This window comes from Streptomyces sp. Tek67B01, assembly GCF_055231995.1.
Genome location: NZ_JBUYUY010000001.1, coordinates 2755568 through 2780907, shown reverse-complemented (window position 1 = coordinate 2780907; position 25340 = coordinate 2755568). Strand labels below are relative to the sequence as shown.

27 protein-coding genes and 1 pseudogene are annotated in these 25340 nt (G+C 70.5%); 14 read left to right on the top strand and 14 right to left on the bottom strand.

Features of this window, described 5'->3' with window-relative positions:
- Positions 1–62: 62 nt before the first annotated feature.
- Positions 63–1478 carry a class II fumarate hydratase gene (locus tag ACV7NM_RS12265; RefSeq protein ID WP_463410329.1) on the bottom strand — a complete coding sequence of 472 codons (1416 nt, stop codon included), beginning with the start codon at positions 1476–1478 and terminating at the stop codon, positions 63–65.
- Positions 1479–1585: 107 nt separating this feature from the next.
- On the opposite strand from ACV7NM_RS12265, the gene ACV7NM_RS12260 reads away from it, so the two are divergent.
- Complete coding sequence (locus ACV7NM_RS12260; protein WP_463410328.1) at positions 1586–3115, top strand: ricin-type beta-trefoil lectin domain protein; 1530 nt, start codon at positions 1586–1588, stop codon at positions 3113–3115.
- A 47-nt stretch (positions 3116–3162) separates the two neighbouring features.
- On the opposite strand, the gene ACV7NM_RS12255 is transcribed toward ACV7NM_RS12260, so the two are convergent.
- Positions 3163–3954 (bottom strand): glycerophosphodiester phosphodiesterase, encoded by a 792-nt coding sequence (locus tag ACV7NM_RS12255; RefSeq protein WP_463410327.1) that lies wholly within the window; start codon positions 3952–3954, stop codon positions 3163–3165.
- 221 nt (positions 3955–4175) lie between these two features.
- On the opposite strand from ACV7NM_RS12255, the gene ACV7NM_RS12250 reads away from it, so the two are divergent.
- The 5 genes and pseudogenes from ACV7NM_RS12250 to ACV7NM_RS12230 all read left to right on the top strand — a co-directional run bounded on the left by ACV7NM_RS12250 (position 4176) and on the right by ACV7NM_RS12230 (position 7509).
- Positions 4176–4499, top strand: a complete 324-nt coding sequence (locus ACV7NM_RS12250; protein ID WP_463410326.1) for a hypothetical protein — start codon at positions 4176–4178, stop codon at positions 4497–4499.
- Positions 4496–4759: pseudogene (locus tag ACV7NM_RS12245) on the top strand (ATP-binding cassette domain-containing protein); the annotation flags it as partial. The gene ACV7NM_RS12250 and the pseudogene ACV7NM_RS12245, both read left to right, overlap by 4 nt.
- A gap of 89 nt (positions 4760–4848) precedes the next feature.
- Complete coding sequence (locus ACV7NM_RS12240; protein WP_463410325.1) at positions 4849–5817, top strand: sensor histidine kinase; 969 nt, start codon at positions 4849–4851, stop codon at positions 5815–5817.
- Positions 5814–6422 (top strand): response regulator transcription factor, encoded by a 609-nt coding sequence (locus ACV7NM_RS12235; protein WP_463410324.1) that lies wholly within the window; start codon positions 5814–5816, stop codon positions 6420–6422. The genes ACV7NM_RS12240 and ACV7NM_RS12235 overlap by 4 nt, the downstream gene beginning before the upstream one ends.
- Positions 6376–7509, top strand: coding sequence for an amidohydrolase (locus ACV7NM_RS12230; RefSeq protein WP_463413914.1), 1134 nt, complete (start codon positions 6376–6378; stop codon positions 7507–7509). Before ACV7NM_RS12235 ends, ACV7NM_RS12230 begins: the two co-directional genes overlap by 47 nt.
- A gap of 132 nt (positions 7510–7641) precedes the next feature.
- On the opposite strand, the gene ACV7NM_RS12225 is transcribed toward ACV7NM_RS12230, so the two are convergent.
- Positions 7642–9315, bottom strand: coding sequence for a fumarate hydratase (locus ACV7NM_RS12225; RefSeq protein ID WP_463410323.1), 1674 nt, complete (start codon positions 9313–9315; stop codon positions 7642–7644).
- Positions 9316–9495: 180 nt separating this feature from the next.
- Between ACV7NM_RS12225 and ACV7NM_RS12220 the strand changes: the two genes are divergently transcribed.
- Both ACV7NM_RS12220 and ACV7NM_RS12215 read left to right on the top strand, forming a co-directional pair.
- Positions 9496–10185: a DUF1707 SHOCT-like domain-containing protein gene (locus tag ACV7NM_RS12220; protein WP_463410322.1), complete on the top strand. Its 690-nt coding sequence runs from the start codon at positions 9496–9498 to the stop codon at positions 10183–10185.
- Positions 10186–10345: 160 nt separating this feature from the next.
- Positions 10346–10744, top strand: coding sequence for a WhiB family transcriptional regulator (locus ACV7NM_RS12215; protein WP_463410321.1), 399 nt, complete (start codon positions 10346–10348; stop codon positions 10742–10744).
- A 119-nt stretch (positions 10745–10863) separates the two neighbouring features.
- On the opposite strand, the gene glpX is transcribed toward ACV7NM_RS12215, so the two are convergent.
- Entirely contained in the window at positions 10864–11895 is a 1032-nt protein-coding gene (gene glpX / locus ACV7NM_RS12210) for a class II fructose-bisphosphatase (RefSeq protein ID WP_463410320.1), read from the bottom strand.
- A gap of 225 nt (positions 11896–12120) precedes the next feature.
- Here glpX and ACV7NM_RS12205 point away from each other — a divergent pair, with 225 nt between their 5' ends.
- Entirely contained in the window at positions 12121–12639 is a 519-nt protein-coding gene (locus ACV7NM_RS12205) for a DUF4245 domain-containing protein (protein WP_463413913.1), read from the top strand.
- A 142-nt stretch (positions 12640–12781) separates the two neighbouring features.
- On the opposite strand, the gene ACV7NM_RS12200 is transcribed toward ACV7NM_RS12205, so the two are convergent.
- The 4 genes from ACV7NM_RS12200 to ACV7NM_RS12185 form a co-directional block, all read right to left on the bottom strand.
- Positions 12782–13372, bottom strand: coding sequence for a malonic semialdehyde reductase (locus ACV7NM_RS12200; protein ID WP_463410319.1), 591 nt, complete (start codon positions 13370–13372; stop codon positions 12782–12784).
- Positions 13373–13533: 161 nt separating this feature from the next.
- Complete coding sequence (locus ACV7NM_RS12195) at positions 13534–13776, bottom strand: exodeoxyribonuclease VII small subunit (RefSeq protein ID WP_463410318.1); 243 nt, start codon at positions 13774–13776, stop codon at positions 13534–13536.
- A gap of 75 nt (positions 13777–13851) precedes the next feature.
- Positions 13852–15219, bottom strand: a complete 1368-nt coding sequence (gene xseA / locus ACV7NM_RS12190; RefSeq protein WP_463410317.1) for an exodeoxyribonuclease VII large subunit — start codon at positions 15217–15219, stop codon at positions 13852–13854.
- Positions 15220–15228: 9 nt separating this feature from the next.
- Complete coding sequence (locus ACV7NM_RS12185) at positions 15229–16623, bottom strand: APC family permease (protein WP_463410316.1); 1395 nt, start codon at positions 16621–16623, stop codon at positions 15229–15231.
- 87 nt (positions 16624–16710) lie between these two features.
- Between ACV7NM_RS12185 and ACV7NM_RS12180 the strand changes: the two genes are divergently transcribed.
- Together ACV7NM_RS12180 and ppgK are read left to right on the top strand one after the other, a co-directional pair.
- Complete coding sequence (locus tag ACV7NM_RS12180) at positions 16711–17751, top strand: 4-hydroxy-3-methylbut-2-enyl diphosphate reductase (RefSeq protein WP_463410315.1); 1041 nt, start codon at positions 16711–16713, stop codon at positions 17749–17751.
- 33 nt (positions 17752–17784) lie between these two features.
- Complete coding sequence (gene ppgK, locus ACV7NM_RS12175; RefSeq protein ID WP_463410314.1) at positions 17785–18534, top strand: polyphosphate--glucose phosphotransferase; 750 nt, start codon at positions 17785–17787, stop codon at positions 18532–18534.
- Positions 18535–18595: 61 nt separating this feature from the next.
- Here ppgK and ACV7NM_RS12170 read toward each other — a convergent pair whose 3' ends face one another.
- On the bottom strand, positions 18596–19099 hold the full coding sequence (locus ACV7NM_RS12170) for a DUF6542 domain-containing protein (RefSeq protein ID WP_463410313.1): 504 nt from the start codon (positions 19097–19099) through the stop codon (positions 18596–18598).
- A 173-nt stretch (positions 19100–19272) separates the two neighbouring features.
- On the opposite strand from ACV7NM_RS12170, the gene ychF reads away from it, so the two are divergent.
- Positions 19273–20361 carry a redox-regulated ATPase YchF gene (gene ychF, locus ACV7NM_RS12165; protein WP_463410312.1) on the top strand — a complete coding sequence of 363 codons (1089 nt, stop codon included), beginning with the start codon at positions 19273–19275 and terminating at the stop codon, positions 20359–20361.
- 145 nt (positions 20362–20506) lie between these two features.
- Here the strand turns inward: ychF and ACV7NM_RS12160 are convergent, their stop codons facing one another.
- The 4 genes from ACV7NM_RS12160 to ACV7NM_RS12145 form a co-directional block, all read right to left on the bottom strand.
- Positions 20507–21676 (bottom strand): hypothetical protein, encoded by a 1170-nt coding sequence (locus ACV7NM_RS12160; protein WP_463410311.1) that lies wholly within the window; start codon positions 21674–21676, stop codon positions 20507–20509.
- 103 nt (positions 21677–21779) lie between these two features.
- Positions 21780–22043 (bottom strand): type II toxin-antitoxin system RelE family toxin, encoded by a 264-nt coding sequence (locus ACV7NM_RS12155; protein ID WP_226076233.1) that lies wholly within the window; start codon positions 22041–22043, stop codon positions 21780–21782.
- A complete protein-coding gene (locus ACV7NM_RS12150) occupies positions 22036–22305 on the bottom strand; it encodes a type II toxin-antitoxin system Phd/YefM family antitoxin (protein ID WP_048475082.1) in 270 nt (89 codons plus the stop codon). The genes ACV7NM_RS12155 and ACV7NM_RS12150 overlap by 8 nt, the downstream gene beginning before the upstream one ends.
- A gap of 308 nt (positions 22306–22613) precedes the next feature.
- Positions 22614–23195 carry a Uma2 family endonuclease gene (locus tag ACV7NM_RS12145; RefSeq protein ID WP_463410310.1) on the bottom strand — a complete coding sequence of 194 codons (582 nt, stop codon included), beginning with the start codon at positions 23193–23195 and terminating at the stop codon, positions 22614–22616.
- A gap of 40 nt (positions 23196–23235) precedes the next feature.
- Between ACV7NM_RS12145 and ACV7NM_RS12140 the strand changes: the two genes are divergently transcribed.
- Together ACV7NM_RS12140 and ACV7NM_RS12135 are read left to right on the top strand one after the other, a co-directional pair.
- The gene (locus tag ACV7NM_RS12140) at positions 23236–23427 is read left to right on the top strand and encodes a hypothetical protein (RefSeq protein ID WP_463410309.1); all 192 of its coding nucleotides are present in this window, start codon (positions 23236–23238) and stop codon (positions 23425–23427) included.
- A gap of 504 nt (positions 23428–23931) precedes the next feature.
- The gene (locus tag ACV7NM_RS12135) at positions 23932–24108 is read left to right on the top strand and encodes a hypothetical protein (protein ID WP_463410308.1); all 177 of its coding nucleotides are present in this window, start codon (positions 23932–23934) and stop codon (positions 24106–24108) included.
- Between the two features lie 27 nt (positions 24109–24135).
- Here ACV7NM_RS12135 and ACV7NM_RS12130 read toward each other — a convergent pair whose 3' ends face one another.
- Positions 24136–25179 carry a hypothetical protein gene (locus ACV7NM_RS12130; RefSeq protein ID WP_463410307.1) on the bottom strand — a complete coding sequence of 348 codons (1044 nt, stop codon included), beginning with the start codon at positions 25177–25179 and terminating at the stop codon, positions 24136–24138.
- Between the last annotated feature and the right edge of the window lie 161 nt (positions 25180–25340).

The window sequence follows — 25340 nt, the reverse complement described above, 5'->3', positions numbered from 1 at the left end:
GCAGGTCACGGACCTGGCCGGGGACGGGAAACGACCGAAACCGGACCCCGTCCCCGGCGCTTTCAGGGCCGGGTCATGCCGAGCACGTCCAGCGCCTCGTCCAACTGCGCGAGGGTGAGCGCGCCCTGGTCGACGTAGCCTGATTCGAGCACCACTTCCCTGATCGTCTTGCGTTCCGCGAGGGCCCGCTTGGCCACCTTGGCGGCCTCCTCGTAGCCGATGTAGCGGTTCAGCGGGGTCACGACGGACGGCGAGGACTCCGCGTACTCCCTGGCCCGCTCGGAGTTGGCGGTGATCCCGTCCACCGTCCGGTCGGCCAGCAACCGGCTCGCGTTGCCCAGCAGCCGGATCGATTCGAGCAGGTTCCGGGCCATCAACGGGATCATCACGTTGAGCTCGAAGTTGCCGGACGCGCCCGCCACGGCGACGGCCGTGTCGTTGCCCGTCACCTGCGCGGCCACCATCAGGACGGCCTCCGGGATGACCGGATTGACCTTCCCGGGCATGATCGAGGACCCCGGTTGGAGATCCGGGAGATTGATTTCGGCCAATCCGGTGCGCGGACCCGAGGCCATCCAGCGCAGGTCGTTGCAGACCTTGGTCAGCGAGACGGCGATCGTACGGAGCATCCCCGAGGTCTCCACCAGCGCGTCCCGGGCGCCCTGGGCCTCGAAGTGGTCCCGCGCCTCGGTCAGCGGCAGCCCGGTCGCGCCGGCCACCTCCGCGATCACGGCGGCGGCGAACCCGGGCGGGGTGTTGATCCCGGTGCCCACGGCCGTGCCGCCCAGGGGCAGTTCGGCGAGCCGGGGCAGGGCCGCGCGCAACCGCTCGACGCCGTAGCGCACCTGGGCCGCGTACCCGCCGAACTCCTGGCCGAGGGTGACCGGGGTGGCGTCCATGAGGTGCGTGCGCCCGGCCTTGACCACCTTCGCGAATTCGGCGGACTTGTGCTCCAGCGCGGCGGCGAGGTGTTCCAGCGCCGGGATCAGCTCACCGGTGACGGCGGCGGTCGCCGCGATGTGCACGGAGGAGGGGAAGACGTCGTTGGAGCTCTGCGAGGCGTTGACGTGGTCGTTGGGGTGCACCGGGCGGCCGAGCCGCTCGCTCGCCAGCGTGGCGATCACCTCGTTGGTGTTCATGTTGGACGAGGTCCCGGACCCGGTCTGGAACACATCCACGGGGAAGTGCTCGTCCCAGCGGCCGTCGGCCACCTCCTCGGCGGCGGAGCGGATCGCCTCGGCGACGTCCGCGTCCAACACGCCGAGCCGGGCGTTGACCACCGCGGCCGCGGCCTTCACCCGTCCCAGGGCGGCGATGTGGGCCCGCTCCAACCGATGGCCGGAGACGGGGAAGTTCTCCACGGCGCGCTGGGTCTGGGCGCGCCACTTGGCGTGCGCGGGGACCCGTACCTCGCCCATGGAGTCGTGCTCGACGCGGAACTCTTCGGGTCCGTTCGTGGCCTGCCGGTCGTCTGTCATGTCGATGGCCTCCTCAAAAAGTTGAGCAATTGTCTTGTTCGAAGTGTTCCCAACTCCCCTACCGGCCAGTAAATACCGGGGGTAACACCGATACCGGGGAGGCGTTCATGGCACGTGCGCGTACGAAACCCAGGCTCAGATCTACCTTCGCGGCCGTCGCGGCGATCGCGGCGGCCCTCGGGGGCGTCACCGCCATCACCCCCATGGCCCAGGCGGCACCCGTCGCCGGACCGACGGTCACCCCCCTGTCGCCCGAACTCGAAGCCATCCGGGCGGCGGAGGCAACCAAGATCTACGGGGACCCGGCCGTGCGCCCGCTCGCCGACCGCAAGACCGGCTTGATCTCGCTCGGTGACAGCGAGATCTCGGGGGAGGGCGTCGGCAACTACGACCCCGCCACCAACACGTCCGCCAACCAGTGCCACCGCTCGCCCGACTCGGCGATCCACCGCACCGGAATCCCGGCCGACCTCACCTTCAACGTGGCCTGCTCCGGCGGGTACACCGGCAACATCCGCATCGGCGGCAGCAAGCAGTACCCCGACGAGCTGGTGCAGAGCGACAACCTGGCCATCAAGGCCCGCAACACCCGGATCAAGATGGTCCTGCTGGTCGCCGGAGCCAACGACGACCTCCAGTTCGGCCCCGTCATGACGGACTGCGTCACCCGCTGGGTCCTCAGCCAGGGCACCTGCGAACCCAAGTACGGCCCCGGCTGGCAGGCCCGCGTGGACGGCCTCAAGCCCAAGGTGGAGGCGACCGTCGCGGACCTCAAGACCGTCATGCGCGACGCCGGCTACGCCGACTCCGACTACAAACTGGTCGTGATGGGCTACCCGAGCCCCATCGGCCCCGACTTCAACGACAACCCCAACTTCCACGGCAAGCTCCCCGGAGGCTGCGCCGGCTACGACTCCGACGCCGCGTGGGGCCGCAACTACGCGGTGCCCACTTTCGAGAAGGGCATGCGCGAGGCGGCCCTCGCCTCCGGCGCCACCTACCTGGACAACTCGCGGCTCTTCCACGGCCACGAGGTGTGCATGGAGGACGCCTGGGCCCGCGGCCTCTACCTCGACCTCGGGGACCACTTCCCGTGGGACGAGAACACCGCCCGACAGTCCTTCCACCCCAACTACCGGGGCCACGGCGCCTTCGCCTCCTGCCTGACCCAGCTCTACGACTCCGGCCTGCGCGAGGCCTCCTGCGCCGACCCGGCGAGCACCGGCACCCCCGTCCTGACCGCCGGCGCCTGGGACACCCTCTACCGGCCCCTGAAGAACGAGGCGACCGGCAACTGCCTCGACACCTTCGGCGGCTCCAGCGCCGACGACACCAAGGTGGTGGCCTGGGACTGCCACGGCGGACGCAACCAGGGCTGGTGGTACGACGCCACCCGCAAGGCCCTGCACACCGAACTGACCCAGGACCGCTGCCTGGACGCCCCGGGAGCCACCTACGGCAACGGCACCGCCCTGATCATCTACAACTGCCACGGCGGCGCCAACCAGCAGTTCGTCCGCGACGGCGCCACCCTGCGCCCCGCGGCCGCCTCCGGCATGTGCCTGACCGTCGCCGCCCCGCACGAACCGCTGCGCCTCCAGACCTGCGACGGCTCGCCCAACCAGCGCTTCGTCTGACCGCCTCCGTACACCCCCACACCCGGCCGGTCCCCGGCCGGGTGTCCTCACCGCCCTTGACGCCGCTCCGGCCGCTCCAGCCGCTCCACGAGTTCCCGTACCTCGCGGGGCCGGTTGGTGATCAGCGTGTCCACGCCCAGGCGCAGGCACAGCTCCACGTCCTCGGGCTCGTCCACCGTCCACACCCGCACCCCGAGCCCCCTGGCCTTCAGCCGGCCCACCAGACCCGGGTCCTCGCGCACGAGGTCGATGCCGGGACCGGCGTGCCCCGCGAACGGCGGGCGCACCGGGCGCAGCCGGCGCTCGATCAGGTAGACGGCGGGCAGGCCGGGCGCGAGCCGGTGCAACCGGGTCAGGGCGCTCCGCGAAAAGCTCATCACCTCGACGAGGCCGTCGGCCCCGCCGGCGAGTCCGTGCTCCTTGAGCACCCGTACCAGCTCGGCCTCCAGCCGGCCGCCCGCGCGGGTGGGGTGCTTGGTCTCCACGGCCAGCCCGACGGGCCGGCCGGCGGCCAGCGTCTCCTTGAGCAGGTCCTCGAAGAGCAGTACCCGGGCCCCGCGGTGCTCCTCGCCCTTCCACCGGCCGAAGTCGAGCGCGGCCAGTTCCTCGTAGGTCAAGGCGGAGACCACCCCGCGCCCGTCCGAGGTCCGCTCCACCCGCCGGTCGTGCACGCACACCAGCCGCCCGTCGGCACTGAGCCGCACGTCGCACTCCAATGCGTCGGCCCCGTCCTCGATGGCCTGCCGGTACGCGGCCAACGTGTGCTCGGGGTGCGCGTACGACGCCCCGCGGTGGGCGATGACCCTCACGTCGCGGGCGGGGGGAGGCAGCTCAGTCATGGTGCAGACGTTATCGGGACGACGGGGGACGGCCGGTTACCGCATGCTGCGTGGATGGCCGAACAACGGATGACGGGCGGCCGGTGACGGCCCCCGACGCAGGCCCCCGGGCCGGTGCGTGCCCCTGGGGCGCAGCGCAGCGGCCCCCTCTCGCCGTCGTAGGGCAGCAGCGCCGCGGATGGCCGGCTCCCCGTGCTCCGCATCGAGGAGGCACTGACGCGGTGGGTGAGCGATCTCCACCCGGCTGCCGGGTGTACCAGACCTCCGCGCACGCCGACTGGATCGAGTTCCAGCGGCCGACCCTGCATGGACTTCCGCGCGCCGGGTGGGGCCTGGAACTGGCCGAGGCCGCGGGCGGCGCCCACGATGGGGCTTCACCCTGGCCCACGATCCCGCCACGCACACCCTCCAGGTCCGACGCCTCCGGCGCGCCCGCGGCGTTCTCCTACCTGGGCGTCGTGCCCGGCGAGGAGATGCAGATCGCGCGGCTGCTGTGGCTGGAGAGCCTGCGGGAGCGGCATGCCGCTGCGACTCCGGCCCTATGACAAAGGTCATGTCCGGGTCCACGCAAACCCCATCCACAACCCGTGCGGCTCCGCCCTGGCAGGTCGCACACCGTGACTCCTCAGGTCGTCCCATGAACGAACACCCCATCATCGAGGTCAGTGACCTGCGGCTGGACTACGACGGGACGACCGCCGTCGACGGCATCTCGTTCCAGGTGTTCCCCGGCGAGGTCGTCGCCCTGCTCGGAACCAACGGCGCCGGGAAGACGACCACCCTCGACGTACTGGAGGGCTACCTCAAGCCCACCAGAGCCACCGACCGCCGCCCGGCCAGGTCGTCGCCGCCGTCCTGGGTTGCTCGGCCTTCGGGTTCGGCTACGCGCGTACGGTGTGGGACGCCGTCGCCCGCGGCAGGGGGCGCAACCGGCACCAGCCGGACCTCGCCGTCTGCACGACCGTCTCCTTCGCCATGCTGCTGTCGCTCGGACCCGCGTGGGGAGCCTTGCCCTGCCTGGCCGCCGGCGCGGCCGTCGTCAGCCTCACCCCCCGGCGATGGGGCTGGGTGGTGCCGCTGATCCTCGCCGGCACCGCGCTGGCCGGGCTGCTGCTCGCCGTACCCGCCGACGTACTGGTGGACATGCTCGTCAAGAGCGCCGTAACCGTCGTGGTCCTGGGCACCCTGGGCGTACTGCCGCCCTTCGCCCGGGAGATACACGAAAACCGGGCCGAACTCGCCCGGCTGGCGGTCCTGGAGGAGCGACTGCGCTTCTCACGCGACCTGCACGACGTGCTGGGCCACGGTCTGTCCGTGATCGGCATGAAGATGGAGGTGGCCCTCCTGCTCATCGGGAAAGACCCGGACAAGGCGGCGGGGGAGATCCGCGACGCCCTCGGCATCTCACGCGAATCGGCTTCCGATCTGCGGACCCTGGTCCGCGGATACCGCCGGCAGTCCATCGCGGCGGAACTCGACGGCGTGCGCTCCGTCCTCTCCTCGGCGGGCATCGGCTGCCACACGGACGAGGTACCTGCGGACCTCCCGCAGCACGTGCAGGACGTCACGGGCTGGATAGTCCGCGAAGGCGTCACGAACATCCTGCGGCACAGCAAGGCCACCGAGTGCCGGATCACGTTGAGGGTGAGCGACGGACGACTCATGATCGAGATCTCAAACGACAACCCCGTCGCCGGCGGTCACCCGGGCGGCAACGGCCTGCGCGGTCTGCGCGAACGCCTCGCCGTCATGGGCGGCGACCTGACCGCCGGAGTCCACCACGGCACGTTCACGCTGCGCGCGCACGCCCCACTGGAGGCGAGCTGTCGACCCGATGCCGGAACCGAGGTGACCCGAACGTGACGATCCGCATCGTCGTGGCGGACAACGAGCAGCTGATCCGCGACTCGCTGTCCATCATCCTGTCCGCGCCCGACGACTTGAACGTGGTGGCGGTCGCGGCCGACGGCTCCCAAGCCGTGGCCGCAGTCCGCGAAAACGCCGCCGACGTGGTCGTGCTCGACCTGGACATGCAGGTGATGAACGGCCTGGAGGCGGCCGAGGCCATCCAGGCGGCAGCCCCGGACTGCGCCGTCGTCATCCTCACCAGCCACGGGCGCCCCGGGTATCTGCAACGCAGCATGCGCCTGGGGGTGCGCGGCTTCATCACCAAGGACACCCCGGCCGCGAAACTGGCCGACGTCGTGCGCCAGGTCCACGCCGGCGGCAGGTTCATCGACCCCGAGATCGCCACCGATGCGCTGGCCCTCGGCGGCAGCCCGCTCAGCGCCCGTGAGCGGGAGGTGCTCGCGCTCTCCGGTGAGGGGTTGAGGTTCAGCGAGATCGCGGGACGCTTGCACCTGGCCGAAGGCACCGTGCGGAACTACATGTCCTCGATCATGACCAAACTCGACGTCGACAATCGGGTCGCCGCCCACCGGGCGGCCAGAGAAGCCGGCTGGCTGTGACGGCCGGGACGGGGGAACACATGGACAGCGCCACCACGGTGCCGCTCCGGGAAGCGATCCGGTCGGCAGTGGCAAATCTCGACGACGTACTGCGCGCAGCACCCGGATCGCGACGACGGACGAAGGACGGTCCGTACCGGTCGCGCACGCCTGCGGCCACGACGCCCACGTCGCGTGCGCGGCCGGCGCCGCATCCCTGCTGGCCGGTGCGCGCGACGCATGGTCCGGGACCCTCATGGTCATCGGGCAGCCCGCCGAAGAGACCCTGACCGGCGCCCGGGCCATGATCGAGGACGGGCTGTTCGAGCGCTTCGGGGTCCCGGACGTGATCTTGGCGCAGCACGTCGCACCCCTGCCGTGCGGAGTCGTCGCGCACGGACCCGGAGCGCTGACGGCGGCGACCACCGTGGTGGAGGTGGTCATCCACGGCCGCGGCGGCCATGGAGCCGCCCCGCACCTGAGCATCGATCCGGTGCTGACCGCCGCTGCTACCGTGCAGCGGCTCCAAGCGGTGGTCTCCCGGGAGAACAACCCGTTCGAACCCCTCGTCGTCACCGTGGGCACCCTGCGCGCCGGGACCGTGCCGAACGTCATCCCCGACCGCGCCGAACTGGGCATCAGCATCCGCTGCTACTCCGACGACCAACTCGAACGGACGGTCGCGGCGGTCGAGCGGATCGTACGGGCCGAATGCGCGGCAGCGGGCTGTCCCCGGGAACCGGACATCACGGTCGGCCCCAAGGCGCCCGTGAACATCGACGACCCGGCCGCGGCCGCGAAGGTGCACGCCGCCCACACGGCACTGTTCGGTCCGCGGCGGGTCCTCGCCACACCTCCTGTACTGGCCGGGGAGGACTTCCCGTTCCTCGCGCGGGGCTCCTCCCCGGCCGTCCCGACCGCGTACTGGTTCCTCGGCTGTGTGAGCGCCGCCGACTGGCGCGCCGCCCCCGGCGATTCACCGCAGGCGAAGATGCAGTCCTTGCCGGCCAACCACGCGGCGGACTTCGCTCCCTCGGCGGAGGCCACGCTGCGCCACGGCATCGGCGCCGCAGCAGCCGCGGTACTGGCGCACGCCCTGGTTCGGTAGCGCCCCCGAACCCGACGGGACGACGCCGAGGAGCGGATGGTGTGAGGCCCCGTCGCTGACCCGCTGACCGCTGACCAAGCCCGAGAGCCCCCGGCACCCGCCGGGGGCTCTCGACAGGTGGGGCTGCCGGAATCAGCCGAGGCCGAGGCCCGGGCCGCGGACCGGGATGTGGGTGAAGGTGGGTTCCGGGGCGGGGTTCTGGAAGAAGTCGTTGCCCTTGTCGTCGACGACGATGAAGGCGGGGAAGTCCTCGACCTCGATCTTCCAGACCGCCTCCATGCCGAGCTCCTCGTACTCCAGGACCTCGACCTTCTTGATGCAGTCCTGCGCCAGGCGGGCCGCCGGGCCGCCGATCGAGCCGAGGTAGAAGCCGCCGTGCGTACCGCAGGCATCGGTCACCTGCTGCGAGCGGTTGCCCTTGGCCAACATGACCTTCGAGCCGCCCGCCGCCTGGAACTGCTCGACGTAGGAGTCCATGCGTCCGGCCGTGGTGGGGCCGAAGGAGCCGGAGGCGTAGCCCTGGGGGGTCTTGGCGGGGCCGGCGTAGTAGACCGGGTGGTCCTTGAGGTACTGGGGCATGTCCTCGCCCGCGTCCAGGCGTTCCTTGATCTTGGCGTGCGCGATGTCGCGCGCCACGACCAGCGGGCCGGTCAGCGACAGCCGGGTCTTGACCGGGTGCTCGGTCAGTGTCGCGAGGATCGTCTCCATCGGCTGGTTCAGGTCGATGGAGACGACGTCCGAGGACTCCGACAGGTGCTCGTCCGTGGTCTCCGGCAGGAAGCGGGCCGGGTCGCGCTCCAGCTGCTCCAGGAAGACGCCCTCGGCGGTGATCTTCGCAGTGGCCTGGCGGTCGGCCGAGCAGGAGACGGCGATGGCCACCGGCAGCGACGCGCCGTGGCGCGGCAGGCGGACCACGCGCACGTCGTGGCAGAAGTACTTGCCGCCGAACTGCGCGCCGATGCCGATCTTCTGCGTCAGCTCGAAGACCTGCTGCTCGAGGTCGAGGTCACGGAAGCCGTGGCCCAGCGCGGAGCCCTCGGTCGGCAGTTCGTCCAGGTAGTGCGCGGAGGCGTACTTGGCGGTCTTGAGCGCGTGCTCCGCCGAGGTGCCGCCGACCACGATCGCCAGGTGGTAGGGCGGGCAGGCCGCCGTGCCGAGCGAGCGGATCTTCTCTTCCAGGAACTTCATCATGGAGCCCTCGTTGAGGACCGCCTTGGTCTCCTGGTACAGGAAGGACTTGTTGGCGCTGCCGCCGCCCTTGGCCATGAAGAGGAACTTGTACGCGCCGCCGTCGGTGGCGTACAGCTCGATCTGCGCGGGCAGGTTCGAGCCGGTGTTCTTCTCCTCCCACATGGTGAGCGGGGCCATCTGCGAGTAGCGCAGGTTCAGCCGCGTGTACGCGTCGAAGATGCCGCGCGAGAGGGCGGCCTCGTCGGCGCCCTCCGTCAGCACGTTCTGGCCGCGCTTGCCCATCACGATCGCGGTGCCCGTGTCCTGGCACATGGGGAGCACGCCGGCGGCCGCGATGTTCGCGTTCTTCAGCAGGTCGAGGGCGACGAACTTGTCGTTCGAGGAGGCCTCGGGGTCGTCGATGATCCGGCGCAGCTGCGCGAGGTGGGCGGGGCGCAGGAAGTGCTGGATGTCGTGGATGGCCTCCTCGGCGAGCTTGCGCAGCGCCTCGGGCTCGACCTTGAGGAACGTACGGCCGTCGGCCTCGAAGGTGGAGACGCCTTCGGAGGTCACCAGCCGGTAGGGGGTGGTGTCCTCGCCCAGGGGCAGCAGGTCGGTGTACGCGAACTCCGGCATCGTGGCCATTCCTCACTCGGCAGACAGCGCTGACGACCAATTGGCAGCGCAGTCCTCAAGCGTAGGACCTCGCCGGACGGCTGTGTCTGTGAGGTAAGGCTCACTGCCCGGAACCGGGGCCGCGCCGGGGCCCACCTCCAAGGAGTATCGCGATCTATCGTGTTTGGCTATGCTGGCGGTGTGGACCTGGAAAAGCACCCCGCCGCCCCCGCCGCACCCGCCGTCCCTCCGGTCGCCGAGCTGCGCGCCTCAGACGCCGACCGGGACCGGATCGCGCGGCTCCTCGCCGACGCCTTGGCCGAAGGCCGGCTCACGGCCGAGGAGCACTCCGAGCGCCTGGACACCCTCTACGCGGTGAAGACGGTCGGGGAGCTGGGCGTGCTCGTACGCGACCTCCCCGCGGCCCATGCCGCCGCCTGGACCGCCGAGGCCGGCGCGCCGCCGCCCGTCCCGCCGGTCGCCGGGTCGGTGGGCGGCGAGGCCGAGACGGTCCTGGCCGTCTGCAGCTCCGCCTCGCGCAAGGGCCGTTGGCGCCCGGGTGCGGTCACCCGCGTCGTCTCCGTCCTCGGGGACGTCTCCCTGGACCTCACCCAGGCCGTGTTCGAACAGCGGGTCACGGAGATCAACGTGAACTGCGTCCTCGGCAACGTCGAGATCGTCGTCCCGGAGAACGTGACGCTCCGCGGCTACGGCGGCGGGGTGCTCGGCAACTTCGAAGTGGCCGACGAGGGCGTCGCGCAGGCCGACCCGCAGGCACCGGTGGTGATCGTGCGCGGTTTCGCGCTGCTGGGCAACGTCGAAGGCCGGCCCAAGCGCGGCGCCCGGGTGACCGACCTCGCGGGTCGGCGGCACGACCGGCTGGGCGGCTGAACGGCGCTCCGGCCGCGACACGGGTGGGAGCGGAGGGACGCGTTTCGGTCGAAGTTCGCCGGAGCGGCCGACGCGCGGCACGCGGTGCTTAGGGGCACGCACAGCGGGTAAGGACAGACGCATCGTCTCTCGCTCGCGTATACGTCGTCAGGAGTAGACCGTGCCGCATCCGCCGCATCAGTCCCTGCAGGTAGCCGCCGTCAAGACTCTTCAGGCGCGTCCGGCCGCCGTGCCGAAGCCGCGGGTGCCGGCGAGGGAAGAGGACGGCCCATGGCATGCGGAGGCGGTGTGCCGCAGGGACGAGGCGGGGCTGTTCTTCGCCCCCTCCAAGGAGCCCACCGCGGCGCGGCTCGCCCGCGAGGAGGCCGCCAAGCGGGTCTGCGCGCGGTGCCCCGTGATGGTCGCCTGCCGGGAGCACGCGCTGCTCCAGCCCGAGCCCTACGGGGTGTGGGGCGGACTGACCGCCGCCGAGCGACGCGTCGTACTGGCCCGGCGGCGTCGCCGGTCCGCGGAGCTGCGTCAGGGCAGCGGGGCGGGACCGGTCGCGGCCGCGGGGTGAGCCGGGCCCCCCGAGGCGGTGGGGCCCCTCCGTACGAAGGAACGTGAGCGGACAGCACGCGAGAGGGGTGGTCCTCCACCGGGAGGACCACCCCTCTCGCGTTGCCGCCCGGCCGGCTCCTACCGTGCGCGGTCGAAGTCGATCGCGCTGTAGGCGCGCAGCTTGGACAGGCGGTGGGTGGAGTCGATCTGTCGGATCGTGCCCGACTTCGAGCGCATGACCAGCGAGGACGTGGTCGCGGTCTCGGAGCGGTAGTGGACGCCGCGCAGCAGCTCGCCGTCCGTGATGCCGGTGGCGACGAAGAAGACGTTCTCGCCCGACACCAGGTCGTTGGTGTGAAGGACGCGGTCGAGGTCGTGGCCGGCGTCGATCGCCTTCTGGCGCTCGGCGTCGTCCTTCGGCCACAGCTTGCCCTGGATGGTTCCGCCCAGGCACTTGATGGCGCAGGCGGAGATGATGCCTTCGGGCGTGCCGCCGATGCCGAGGAGCAGGTCCACGCCGGTGCCCTCGCGCACCGCCATGACCGAGCCCGCGACGTCACCGTCCGAGATGAACTTGATGCGGGCGCCGGTCTCGCGGATCTCCTTGACGATGCCCTCGTGGCGCGGGCGGTCCAGGATGACCACGGTGACGTCCTCGACGGCGATGTTCTTCGCCTTGGCGACCCGGCGGATGTTGACCGAGACGGGGGCGTTGATGTCGACGAAGTCGGCGGCCTCGGGGCCGGTGACCAGCTTGTCCATGTAGAAGACCGCGGACGGGTCGAACATGGTGCCGCGGTCGGCGGCCGCCAGGACGGCGATGGCGTTGGGCATGCCCTTGGCGTTCAGGGTGGTGCCGTCGATCGGGTCCACGGCGATGTCGACCTCGGCGCCGGTGCCGTCGCCGACCCGCTCGCCGTTGAAGAGCATGGGCGCTTCGTCCTTCTCGCCCTCGCCGATGACGACGACGCCGTTCATCGAGACGGTGGAGATCAGGGTGCGCATGGCGTTGACCGCCGCGCCGTCCGCGCCGAGCTTGTCACCGCGGCCCACCCAGCGGCCGGCGGCCAGGGCGGCGGCTTCGGTGACGCGGACGAGTTCCAGGGCGAGGTTGCGGTCGGGGGCGTCGGGCGAGACTTCGAGCTGGGGCGGCAGGTTGTGCTCGGTCATCGGAGCGCACCTTTCTGTACGACGACGGCCGGGATGTGAGGGTGCTGGAACTCTATCGGTACGTCGACATATTGAGCAGAGCGGGTCACTTATGAGCGGAATATCGGTCAGGGTGTTGGCCTGAGCGGACATCTTGCGCCCCGGCCGTCGGCTTCATCGGCTCGCCGCGCCCTACCCCGTCGGTGATCGCTCCCGCGCGTACGGGACTATGGAGCCGTGGCAGGTATGAAGGGCAAGCAGACGGTCTGGGACATGGTCCGGTCGCTGGCGGTGATCGGCGTCGTCGTGGCGGGCATCTACATGTTCGTCCCGCATGACGAGAACGCCGACCCGACGCACGTGGTCGACTACCGGGTGGAGACGGCGACGGCCCGGCGCGCGGCGCCGTACCCGGTCGCCGCGCCAGTGGGCCTGCCGGCCGAGTGGCGGGCGACCTCCGTGTCGTACGAGCGCAAGAACGCCGACGCGTGGCACCTGGGCTTCATCGACCCGGACAAGCAGTACGTGGCGGTGGAGCAGTCCAGTGACGCCTCCGCCAAGAACATCGACAGGGTGACGCAGCAGGCCAAGCCCACCGGTCGGTCGCAGCGGATCGGCGACCGGGAGTGGGAGCGCTGGGACGGCGACAAGTACGACGCGCTGGTGCGCCGGGAAGAGGGCCACGTCACGGTGGTGACGGGTACGGCCCCCCTCGAGCAGTTGAGCGCGATGGCGGCGGCGCTGGAGTTCAAGCAGGGCCGGTAGCGCCCCACCGAGGACGGGGCCCCTGTCCCGGACATGCGAAGAGGCCGCCCTCCCCGGGATCGGGGAGGGCGGCCTCCGGCGTTGCCGCGGAGCCGCACCCGGGCGCCGGCGCGGACGCCGGCCCGGACGCTCGGGCGCCGACTCAGACGGTCGTGATGACCTGGTCGAACGACAGGCGCGGGGAGCGCGGGAACCAGGCGTCCTCGCCCGGCTTGCCGATGTTGACGACCATCAGCGGGGTGTGGTCGGCGTCCAGGAACTCCTTCTGGACACCGGCGAAGTCCAGGCCGGTCATCGGGCCGGCGGCCAGACCGGCGGCGCGGACGCCGATGATGAAGTACGCGGCCTGCAGCGCGGCGTTCAGCAGGGCGGCCTGCTCGCGGACCGGGCGCTCGGAGAAGAAGGCGTCCTTGGCCTGCGGGAAGTGCGGCAACAGCTGCGGCAGCTCCTCGTGGAACTCGTTGTCCGCGGAGAGGATCGCGACCAGCGGGGCGGCGGCGGTCTTGGCCTGGTTGCCCTCGGCCATGTGCTTCACGAGGCGCTCGCGGGCCTCGGGGGAGCGGACGAGGGTGATGCGCAGCGGCGTCTGGTTGAAGGCGGTGGGACCGAACTTCACCAGCTCGTAGATCGCCTGTACCTGCTCGTCGGTCACAGGCTCGTCGGAGAAGGTGTTGGCGGTACGGGCCTCGCGGAACAGCAGGTCCTGAGCGGCGGCGTCGAGAACGAGAGACATCGGAAAGCCTTCTTCTATACGGGGTGTGAAGACGGGTGTGGAGCGCTACGGCCAAGACTCTACGGCAGAAATAGATGAATTTTCAACTAAATTCTGTTCCGTGTGACGCTGATCACGCCCATCGGGCTCCGGTCCGGGTCGCCCGCACCCGCCGCCGGGGGTCATTCCCCCCGGTCGCCGGAGCCGCCGCCCCCGTCGCCGCCGTCCCGCTCGGCCAACGCCGAGTCGAGCCGCGCCCGAGCGCCCTCCAGCCAGTGCCGGCAGACCTTCGCCAGCTCCTCGCCGCGCTCCCAGAGCGCGAGGGAGTCCTCCAGCGAGGTCCCGCCCGCCTCCAGCCTGCGGACGACCTCGATGAGCTCGTCCCGAGCCTGTTCGTACCCCAGCGCCGTATCGGCCTCGGTCATTCCCATTTCACTCCCCTGCACTCGATTCGCGGTGGATCCGCGGTCGAACGAATCGTGCTGCGACCCGACGCGCCGTCAGTCGGCGGCGCGGGCCGCCTCCTGCCCTGCCTGGTCGGCCCCCCTGGTGTCTCCGGCCGGTCCTGCCCCCTCCTCGGCCCGCCGGGTCTCCTCGGGCCCGCCCGTCTCCTCGAGCCCGTGCACCTCCTCAGGCCCGCCCCTCTCCGGGGGCCGCCCGGTTCCGTCCACGCGCACCGCGAACTCCCCGGCCGCCACCCTCGCGCGCAGCACGTCCCCCGCGCCGACCTCGGCCGGCGAGCGCACCACGTGGCCGTCGGCCCGCTGGAGCACCGCGTACCCGCGCTCCATGGTGGCCGCCGGGGACAACGCCAGAACCCGCGCCCGGGTGTGCGTCAACTCCGAGTCAGCCCGGTCCAGCAGGTGACCGAGCGTCCGCCGGCTGCGCGCCAGCAGGGCGTCCACCTCCGCCTCGCGGGTCTCCACCATCCGCCGCGGGTGGACGAACACCGGCCGCCCGAGGGCGTGGGCCAGCCCGCGCTCCTCCCGGTCGAGCAGCCCGCGCACCGCGCGCAGCCCCCGGGCCTGGAGCTGGCGTACCCGCTCCAGCTCCTCGCCGACGTCTGGGACCACCTTCTTCGCCGCGTCCGTGGGCGTGGACGCCCGCAGGTCCGCGACCAGGTCGAGCAACGGGGAGTCCGGCTCGTGCCCGATCGCGGACACGACGGGGGTACGGGCCGCCGCGACCGCCCGTACGACCTCCTCGTCCGAGAAGGGCAGCAGGTCCTCGACGCTGCCGCCGCCGCGCGCCACGATGATCACGTCGACCTCGTCCAGCGCGTCGAGCTCCCGCACGGCCCGGATCACCTGCGGCACCGCGTTCACCCCCTGCACGGCGACGTTGCGCACCTCGAAGCGGACCGCCGGCCACCGGCGGCGGGCGTTCTCCAGCACGTCCCGCTCGGCCGCCGACGCGCGCCCCACCACCAGCCCGATCAGCTGCGGCAGGAAGGGCAGCGGCTGCTTGCGGTCCAGGGCGAACAGGCCCTCGGAGGCGAGCGAGCGCTTGAGCCTCTCCAGGCGCGCCAAGAGCTCGCCGATGCCGACGGGCCGTATCTCCGTGGCCCGCAGCGACAGCTGCCCGCGCGGGGCGTACCACTCCGGCTTGGCCCGGACCACGACGCGCGCGCCCTCCGACACCGCGTCCGCGACATCGTCGTAGACCTGGCGGAAGCAGGTGACGCTGAGCGAGATGTCGTGCGACGGGTCGCGCAGCGTCAGGAAGACCACCCCCGCCCCCGGCCGCCGGGACAACTGGGTGATCTGCCCCTCCACCCACACCTGCCCGAGCTTGTCGATCCAGCCCCCGATGAGCCGGGACACCTGACCGACCGGCAGCGGCGCCTCGGCCGATGTATTCAGACCCATGCAGGCAGGCTAGCCGCCCGGACCGACACCGGTGCGGGGCCCGGCCTCCCGATCCGGCTCGCGTCGGCCCCGCTGCGCCACCAACACCCCCAGCCCCACCACCAGCCACACCGCCCCCACGACCTGCGCCGTCCAGGCCGCCTCGACGATCACCGCGACCGTCACCGCCGCCCCCAGTACGGGAACCACCAGGTGCAGCCACCAGTTCGGGGCCCCCGCCCCGCGCCGTACGACGAACCACCCCACCACCGAGGCGTGCAGCAGGGTGAACGCCACCAGCGCCCCGACGTCCACCACCGACACCAGGTGGTCCAGGCCGTCGTCCCGCCGGGCCGCCCACACCGCCGCGACCAGCGTCAGCGTCGCCGCCACCAACAGGGCGGGTCGGGGCGTGCCGCCCGAGGTCCCCGCCAGGACCCGCGGCAGCCGCCGCTCCCGGGCCATCGCGAACACCAGCCGCCCGGCCGCGGCCTGCCCGGCCAACGCCGCGAAGGCCGCCCCGATCGCCTTGCTCGCCGCGACCAGGTCGTGCAGCCAGGCCCCGGCCGCCGACTCCACCGCCGTGTAGAAGGCAGGCCCCTGGATCGCCGGGTCGGCCGTCAGCTCCGCCGAGGACACCGGCATCAGCAGCGCGGCCAGGTAGCTCTGCGCGACGAACAGCACCCCGGCCAGCGCCAGGCAGAACAACACCGCCCGCGCCACCCGCTCGGAACCCCCGGTCACCTCCTCCGCGAAGGACGCGATGGCGTCGAAGCCCAGGTACGACAGGACCGCGACCGACACCGCGCCCAGCACGGCGGCCGCCGAGAAGCCCAGCGAGCCGTCCCCGGTCAGCGGGGACAGCCAGCCGCGCCGCGCACCGCCCTGGACCAGCACGGTCACCGCCGTCACCACGAACACCAGCAGCACCAGGATCTCCATGGCGAGCACGGCGAAGCCCACGCGAGCGGCCAGCCGTACGCCCCACAGGTTCAGCAGGGTCGTGACCACCACCGCCAGCGCCGTCCACACCCAGCGGGAGACCTCGGGGACCAGGGCGTTCATCGCGATGCCGGAGAAGAGGTAGGCGACCGCCGGGATCAGCAGGTAGTCGAGCATCGCCATCCACCCCGCGATCAGCCCCGGCCCCTCACCCAGGCCTTGGCGGGCGTAGGTGAACACCGACCCGGCACGCGGTGCCACCCGCACCATCTGGGCGTAGGAGGAGGCGGTGAAGGCCATCGCCACGGTCGCGGTGAGGTAGACCAGGGCGACCGCGCCGTGCGACTTGGCGTCGAGCGTGCCGAAGACCCCGACCGGGGCCATGGGGGCGATGAAGAGCAACCCGTAGACGACCAGGTCCCGGAAGCCGAGCGTGCGCCGCAGCGTGGTGGGCGCCGTGGGGGTGTCCGTCGCGGACGCCATCGTTCCTCCGGGGGGATAGCCGGTACGTACGTGCGACCCAGTCTGTGTCGAACGGGCGACCACCGGCCTGCCGGAGACCCCCGTACGATGGAGACCATGACTGCTCCCGCCCCCGCTCCCGCTTCCCGCCGCGTCCTGCTCGCCGCCCCGCGCGGCTACTGCGCGGGTGTCGACCGAGCCGTGATCGCCGTCGAGAAAGCCCTTGAGCAGTACGGCGCGCCGGTCTACGTACGCCACGAGATCGTGCACAACAAGTACGTGGTGCAGACGCTGGAGAAGAAGGGCGCGATCTTCGTCGAGCGGACGGAGGAGGTCCCCGAGGGCTCCATCGTCATGTTCTCCGCGCACGGCGTGGCCCCCGTGGTCCACGAGGAGGCGGCGCGCGGCAAGCTGGCGACGATCGACGCGACCTGCCCGCTGGTCACGAAGGTGCACAAGGAAGCCATCCGCTACGCGAACGAGGACTTCGACATCCTCCTCATCGGCCACGAGGGCCACGAGGAGGTCATCGGCACCTCCGGCGAGGCCCCCGACCACATCACCATCGTGGACGGCCCGCACGACGTGGAGAAGGTGACCGTCCGCGACGAGTCGAAGGTCGTCTGGCTGTCGCAGACCACGCTCTCCGTGGACGAGACGATGGAGACCGTCGACGCGCTCAAGACCAAGTTCCCGCTGCTGGTCTCGCCGCCGAGCGACGACATCTGCTACGCCACCTCCAACCGGCAGGCCGCCGTCAAGCAGATGGGCGCGGACTCCGACCTGGTCATCGTCGTCGGCTCGAAGAACTCCTCGAACTCCATCCGCCTGGTCGAGGTCGCCCTGGACGCGGGCGCGGGCGCGGCCCACCTCGTGGACTTCGCGAGCGAGATCGACGAAACCTGGCTGGACGGGGTCACCACGGTCGGCCTGACCTCGGGCGCCTCGGTGCCGGAGGTGCTGGTCGAAGAGGTGCTGGAGTGGCTGGCGCGGCGCGGCTACGGGGATGTGGAGATCGTCAAGACGGCCGAGGAGTCGATCGTCTTCTCGCTGCCGAAGGAGTTGCGCCGCGACCTGCGCGCCGAGGCCGCCGAGCTGATCGCCGGGCGGGGCGGGGCCGCCGGGAACACGGACACCGCCGACGAGTAGGCCACGGGCCGCACCGTTCTCTACGGTGGTCCCATGGAGATCTTCGGTGTGGACATCGGCGGAACCGGCATCAAGGGCGCTCCCGTAGACCTGGACCGCGGCGAGCCGACGCACGAACGCCTGAAACTGGTGACCCCGCATCCGGCCACCCCCGAGGGGGTGGCCGACGTCGTCGTCGAGGTGGTCCGCCACTTCGACTGGGACGGCCCCGTCGGCGTCACCTTCCCCGGCGTCGTCACGGACGGCGTCACCCGCACCGCGGCCAACATGGACCCCGCCTGGGTGGGCATGGACACGCAGTCGCTGCTCACGAGCCGGCTGGGCGGGCGCCCGGTCACCGTCCTGAACGACGCGGACGCGGCCGGGGTCGCGGAGATGACGTACGGGGCCGGGCGCGGCCGCACCGGCACGGTCATCCTGTTGACGCTGGGCACGGGCATCGGCAGCGCCCTGTTCACCGACGGCCGGTTGGTGGCCAACACCGAGCTCGGGCACCTGGAGCTACACGGCCACGACGCGGAGAAGCGGGCCTCGGTGAAGGCCAAGGAGGACGCGGACATGACGTGGGAGCGCTGGGCGCGGCGCGTGCAGAAGTACCTGTCGCACGTGGAGATGCTGTTCTCCCCCCAGCTCTTCATCATCGGCGGTGGCGTCAGCCGCAAGCCCGAGAAGTTCCTCCCGCTGATCGAGGGCATCCGGGCCGAGATCGTGCCGGCGCAGCTCCAGAACAACGCGGGCATCGTCGGCGCGGCGATGGCGGCCCGACCGGCGAAGACGGCGTAGCGGGGGCCCCGGGGCGCCTTGCGGACGCCCCGGGCCAAGGAGGCTTCGACGACAGGGCCAGCTAGGCCATGCGCCTGGGCAGCCGCCGCTTCCCGATCAACACGGCCTTGCGCACCAGCGCGATCAACGCGGCGATCACGGTGCCCGCGTACAGCCAGCCGGCGTGCAGGGACAGGGCCGACACGATCCCCATCAGCTCGCCGCCGAAGCCGCCGGAGCCCCCCGAGACGGGCCAGACCCCGACCGCGAACGCGATCGGCACGGACACCGGTGCGGTGATCAGGTCCGCCGGGCGGACCCAGAGGGCGGTGGCGGCGGCGACGGGCAGGAAGAGCAGCCCGTACGCGAACAGCGAGGAGCCGAACAGCAGCCAGTCCACCCCGGCGACCAGCACCATCGCGGCGCACGCGAACAGCCCTCCGCCGAGCCCGGTCAGCCGGGGCCTGGGCAGTCGCCGGACGGACGCCGACCGCGCCGGCCGCGGCGTTCGGGCCGCCGGGACCGTCGGGGGCCGACGTACGGGGCGCTTAGTCCCGTATCGCTCCACGCTGCTGTATTCCTCCACCCGGTGCTCCACCCTGTATGGCTCCCCCTGTACGGCTCCGCACCAAACTAGGCGGGAGGGGCCCTGTCGGGCGGCCCGGACACGCGTACATCGAGCGGCACTCAGCGGAAAGTAAACTGACAGTCGGCCCATCCCCGGGCCGCCGCCCCCTCCAGCTACGGGAAGTCGCCAACGTGTCGCTCACGATCGGAATCGTCGGCCTGCCGAATGTCGGCAAGTCGACCCTTTTCAACGCCCTGACCAAGAACGACGTGCTGGCGGCCAACTACCCGTTCGCCACCATCGAGCCGAATGTCGGCGTCGTCGGTGTCCCGGACCGGCGTCTGGCCGTCCTCGCGGGCATCTTCGGCTCGCAGAAGGTCCTCCCGGCGACGGTCGACTTCGTCGACATCGCGGGCATCGTGCGCGGCGCGTCGGAGGGTGAGGGCCTCGGCAACAAGTTCCTCGCGAACATCCGCGAGTCCGACGCGATCTGCCAGGTCATCCGCGCCTTCAAGGACGAGAACGTCGTCCACGTCGACGGCAAGGTCTCGCCCAAGGACGACATCGAGACGATCAACACCGAGCTGATCCTCGCCGACCTCCAGTCGATCGAGAAGGCGGTGCCGCGCCTGACGAAGGAGTCCCGCCTCCAGAAGGAGAAGGTCGCCGTCCTGGGCGCCGTCACCGAGGCCCAGAAGATCCTCGAAGCCGGCGACACGCTCTTCTCGAAGGGCATCACCAAGGGCACGGAGAAGGGCGACCTCCTCCACGAGCTGCACCTGCTGACCACGAAGCCGTTCCTGTACGTCTTCAACGTCGACGAGGACGAGCTGACGGACGAGGGCTTCAAGGACGAGCAGCGCGCCCTGGTCGCCCCCGCCGAGGCGATCTTCCTGAACGCCAAGCTGGAGCAGGAGCTCATCGAGCTCGACGACGACGAGGCCCTCGAACTCCTCCAGTCGGTCGGTCAGGAGGAGCCGGGCATGGCCACCCTGGGCCGCGTCGGCTTCGCCACTCTGGGCCTCCAGACCTACCTGACGGCCGGCCCCAAGGAAACCCGCGCCTGGACGATCAAGAAGGGCGCCACCGCCCCGGAGGCGGCCGGCGTCATCCACACCGACTTCCAGCGCGGCTTCATCAAGGCGGAGGTCATCTCCTTCGCCGACCTGGTCGAGTGCGGCTCGGTCGCGGAGGCCCGCGCGAAGGGCAAGGCCCGCATGGAGGGCAAGGACTACGTCATGCAGGACGGCGACGTGGTGGAGTTCCGCTTCAACGTGTAGTCGTTCGCTTACTGCACGTTAGGAGTTAAGTCAAACGTGCAGATCAGAAGGGGTCGGACTCAATAGAGCCCGACCCCTTCGTCATTACCTTGCTGGATAAGTGCTGGATATTTTGACGCAGCGTCAGTGTTGGTCGGGTCCGGCCCTACCCGGCAGACGGTTCGAGCATCGGCTCGAAGGCGGACTCCTCCTCATCGGGAACGTGAGGGAGAAATCCGTCGGGGACGGTGCGGGCGGCGGTGGTGAGCAGGCGATCCAGGACTTCCCGGTCGGTGGCCGGGGGAAGCCGAAGCGCGGCAAGGAGGCGGTCGCGGACGGCGGGGTGGTCCGGGTGGTCGTCGAGATAGTCGGAGTTGAGTGCCGGGGGTCGGAAGCCGGCCAGGGCGTCGTGCCAGGACGGTAGGGCGATGGAGAGGGTCAGGGCGTCGGCGAGAGACTCGGCGATGAGGGAGGCCCGGCCCTCGGAGTCGGTGTAGAGCACGGGGCGGGGGCCGTCGGGGACGGCCGGGCCGCAGAGGTAGTGGGTGCCGCCCGCGTTGCAGCCGGCGACGGGCTCCACCGGGAGCCCGTTGGGCAGGGCGATCGATTCGATCGGGTCGGTGCGGGCAAGGTCGAACTCGCCGTCACAGGAAAGGTAGGAGGCGACCTCGGGGTGCGCGGCGATCCTTTGGAGTAGTGCGCCGTCCGAGAGGACGGCCGGGTTGAGGGCCCTGGCGACCGCAGGGGTGAGCGGGCGTCCGGTGAGGACGTGGCGGATGGCGTCGAGGGGGGCGGGGCGCTCGTAGTAGTCCTCGAAGTGGGCCTGGGCGGCCTCGGGGGAGCGGTCCGTCAGGAGGTGGAAGAGGAAACCGGAGCCGTCCGGGTCCTCGCTGCCATCCGGGAAGGCGGTGGCCGAGCCGGTGCGCCAGGCGGTGTCGCCGGTCTCCTGCCACAGGCAGGTGGTGACCCGTGGGGCGTCGATGCCCTCGTCGCGGAAGGCGGGCTCGTCCAGGAACGGGCGGAGCACGGCGGGCACGTCGTCGATGACGCCGGGCCAGACCTGCTCGTCGTCCGTCCCGTACGGACTCATCTCACACTCGTGGTCGAAGCCGCGTATGAGCACGCCGGCCGGGGTGAACAGGACGGAGAAGTCGTCCCCCGAGCCGTTCTCCATAAGGGCCGCCTCCACGCCGGGGCCCCAGGCGCAATCGAAGGTGTACTGACAGAACCGCGGATCGTCGCCGATCGCCGTGTCCAGGACGGCCAGGGCGCTCAGATGTGCACGGAGTTGGGCGGGGTCGGGAAGGAGGGCGGCGGTCTCGTGCGCAGTGCTCATAGCGCCATGGAAGCAGCCGCCACTGACATCCGGCGCGGCCGTCCGGACGGTGGTGCCACCACCTTCAGCGGCTCTGACTGACCGCGCGTGTTCCCGGCGCAGGTCAGGTGTCGTAAACGGTGGAACGATGTCCGACGTGAACGACCCAGACCACCAATTCTCCGTTGTCGATCGTGTACACGACGCGGTAGTCGCCGACGCGCAGGCGACGGCGTTCTGGCTGCGAGACGAGTGCCGTGGTGTTGAAGCCGAGAGGGTCGGTCTCCAACTCGGTCAGCTTGGCCAGGATGCGCAGCGCCATGTCGCGGGGGATCTTGCGAAGCTCGGCCTGCGCCTCGGGACGGAAGACGGTTCGGTACTCACTCACCGCGCGCCAGCGTCTCCCTCATGATGTCCTCGATCGGGATGCCGGGTGCCGGGTTGGCCATGCGCTCGTCGATGATCCGGTTGATCTCGCGCTCTTCCCACTCCTGGTACTTGCGCAGTACCTCGATGGAGACGACGGCGGCTACTTCCTTGCCCCGGCGCGTGATCACTGTGGGTAGGTCGTCTCGATCGGCGCGCTCCACGACCTCGGCCAGGTGTGCGCGTACGTCACGGATGGACTCTATGGGCATTGGCTGCGTCATGTGCTCAAGCGTACAGAGTGTTCCATGTGTACACAACGCCTCGCCGTAGCGTGCGACGGTATCCCTCTGGCCGCGGTCGCGCGTGCTGGATGTGCGGGATAAGCCTGCACCGTGCTGGATGGGTGCTGGATGACCACTTCCAGAACCGTATTTCCGCAGGTCACAGCTCTGCGCTGAACGTTCCGCTTCAACGTGTAGTCATCTCGCTACTACATTAGATAGTTTCGTCAAACGCGCAGGTCAGAAGGGGTCGGACTCTGGCGAGTCCGCCCCCTTCTGCATTCCCGTGCTGACTTGGTGCTGACTTTTCAGCTACTTCGGGGCGGCGTGAGCTTGTCGAGGTCCAGGCTGATCTCGAAGGGCACCGGGCGCTGGAGCGTGCCCCGGAAGATCCCGGCGGGCGCGTATGCGCCGGTGGGTTCGTCGAGCTCGTAGACGTGGACGACCGGTGCGCCGTCCTCGTCCTCGATGCACCAGTAGTGCGGGATGCCGACCTCCGCGTACTTGCGGAGTTTCACCGTGCGATCGCGATGTGCGGACTCGGGTGAGACCGCCTCCACGACGAGCTTCACGTGCTCCGGGGCGTACCAGGTGCGGTCGGGGTCATAGGGCAGGTTGGTCAGCAAGAGATCCGGCTCGGGGCGGTTGCGGGCATCGAGGCGGATCGTCATCTCCCGCTCGACCTCGAAGCCGGCCGGCGCCTGTGCCATGAGAGCGGTGGTCAGAGCGGTGACGAGGCGGCCATGCCAGGACCGCTGGGGCGACATCATGAAGACGAGGGCTCCGTCGATCAGCTCGGTGTGGCGGGGTGCCTCGGGGAGGCGGTCAAGGTCCTCCGCGAACCAGCCTTCCGCGCGCGGCGGGCGCATCCAGTCGGGCAGTGCGGTCATGGGACAACCCTAGCGATCGTGGGCGTCACGAGGGGCGGTTGTGCCGCTGATCCGTAATCGGCGCATGGACGTCGTCGGGATATTCGAAGCCGCCTCTTTGCTGGCGCCCGAGGATGTCGCCACGGACCACGACATCGCCGTGTCCGACGTCTGGGACTACTTCGCGCATGACGACTGGGAAGTGGCGCTCGACCGCCCGGCGGGCGGGCTCCGGTGCGCCTCGTTCCGTTGAACCCGGTGAGGTGGAGCCACCTCGCCCTGGACGATCGGATCACGCTGTACGAGTGCGCTGTGACCGGCGGGATGGCGTCGATCCTGGAGGTCGGCCCCCCGGAAGGGCGGGGCGAGATTGTTCTCCCGTGCTGATTCCGTGCTGACCTGAGCCTCTCAGGACCACGTTTCCGCAGGTGGGGGCACCGTGTCACGTATTCCGCTGCAACGTCTCCCGCTGCACTGTGTGGGCGGTGGAACTGCCACCACGTCGCACGCCGGGCGAACCGACAGGTCAGAAGGGCCCACCTCTCGGTCAGCGCGTGCAGATGGCGCTCATCGCGACATGGAAGCAGTCGCCCCTGACAGTCCGGCGGGTAGGGCGCGCGGGGTGCGGGTTTGTGCAGTGCGGGTTTACCACCCCCTGAGGATCTTGATCAGGGGGTAGGTGTGGCCTGAACATAAATGGGCGCTGCCTCCTCGGCGCAGCAGTCCGTACGACCTGACACCCCATGAGAGAGAAACCATGCACCGCTTCGCCACCGCCCTCCTCGTCTCCGCCGCCGCCCTGATAGTCCTGCCCGTCATGTCGGCCCGGGCGGCGGCTCCCCTCGACGGGTCGGTGGCGGCGGTGGCAGGCGTGGCCGGCGACATCGGGTGGGACTCCGGCAAGCCCGCCCCCGCGCCGCTCCCGGGCGCCTGAGGCGCGCGACGCCCGGGGGCCGTCTGATCAGAGGCAGGCGCCCGGAGCCACCTCCTCGGAAACGTTGTCGAGCAGACCCGACTTGGCGATGAGGTAGCCCAACTGGGCCCGACTGCGGCTGCCGAGTCGTGAGGACAACTTCGCGACGTACTCCTGGCACCGCCGCACACTGATGCCGAGCTGCCCGGCCGTCACCGAGTCCGTGTCGCCGGCGACGATGTGCCGCATGATCGCCAGCTCCAGGTCGTCGGTGATGCGGGTGGTGGCCCAGCCGCCGCCGGACGGAGTGAAGGCGACCGCCCTGACCCACGAGCGTTCGAAGAGCGCGACGAGGAACGCGATCACGGCCGGAGCGCGGATCTCCGCCGCCGCCCGGCGGTCGTCGTCGGCAGGGATGAACGCCACTGTCCGGTCGAAGATGATCAGGCGGTCGAAGCTCTCGTCCAGCGTCGCCACCTGGGCGCCGCGCTCCCGGATCGCGCGGACGAAGTCGCGGGTCGCCGAGCTGGACCGCGCGCTGTGCTGATAGATCGTCTTCATCGTCACCCCGCGATCCAGCATCTCCAGCGTGGGCGACAGCGACTCCCGCAGGACGGCCGCGGACCTGGCGCCGCCGGGCTGTGAGGTCAGCACTTCGCCACGGCATTCGCGGGCCGCCAGGCGGATGGCGGCGTTGATGTTCGGGAAGCCGGTGTGGGTCACATATCCGTAGGCGTCGCGAACGTGATTGTTCCGGTACTCGGCGACGACCTGACCCAATTCCTCCTGCACTCGCAGCAGGTTGATCGCAGAGCGCGCGGAGCTTTCGAGAATCTCCGCCACCACATAGCTGCCGACCGTTTCGGGATTCACAGGAGTGAAGCCTGTTTCGCTCTGCTCGTCCGGTACCGCGAGGCCGGATGACAGCAATCGTCCCAGCGAACCCTCCCAGGCCTCGTCCCCCTGCTCGCCGGTGGTCGAGGCCGGCTGCTTCGGCAGGACCGGTGTCGAATCCTGAGCGAGTAACTCCCGGTAGAGCTGGATGTCTTGCGATTGTAGAGATTCGATACGTGTACCAAAGTCAGGCGTCACGCTGCATTCCCCATGCTTGCAACCCGTACTTCGGGCCAGGCTAGTTGACGACGCCTCTACCAGCATCTTCGCAGTTGGAGACTTTGGTCACGTCCTGCGACCCGCTCTCCGAGAGCGTCTTGGCAGGAAACGCACCCCGGCCCGCAGTCGAGTTGTCTGAT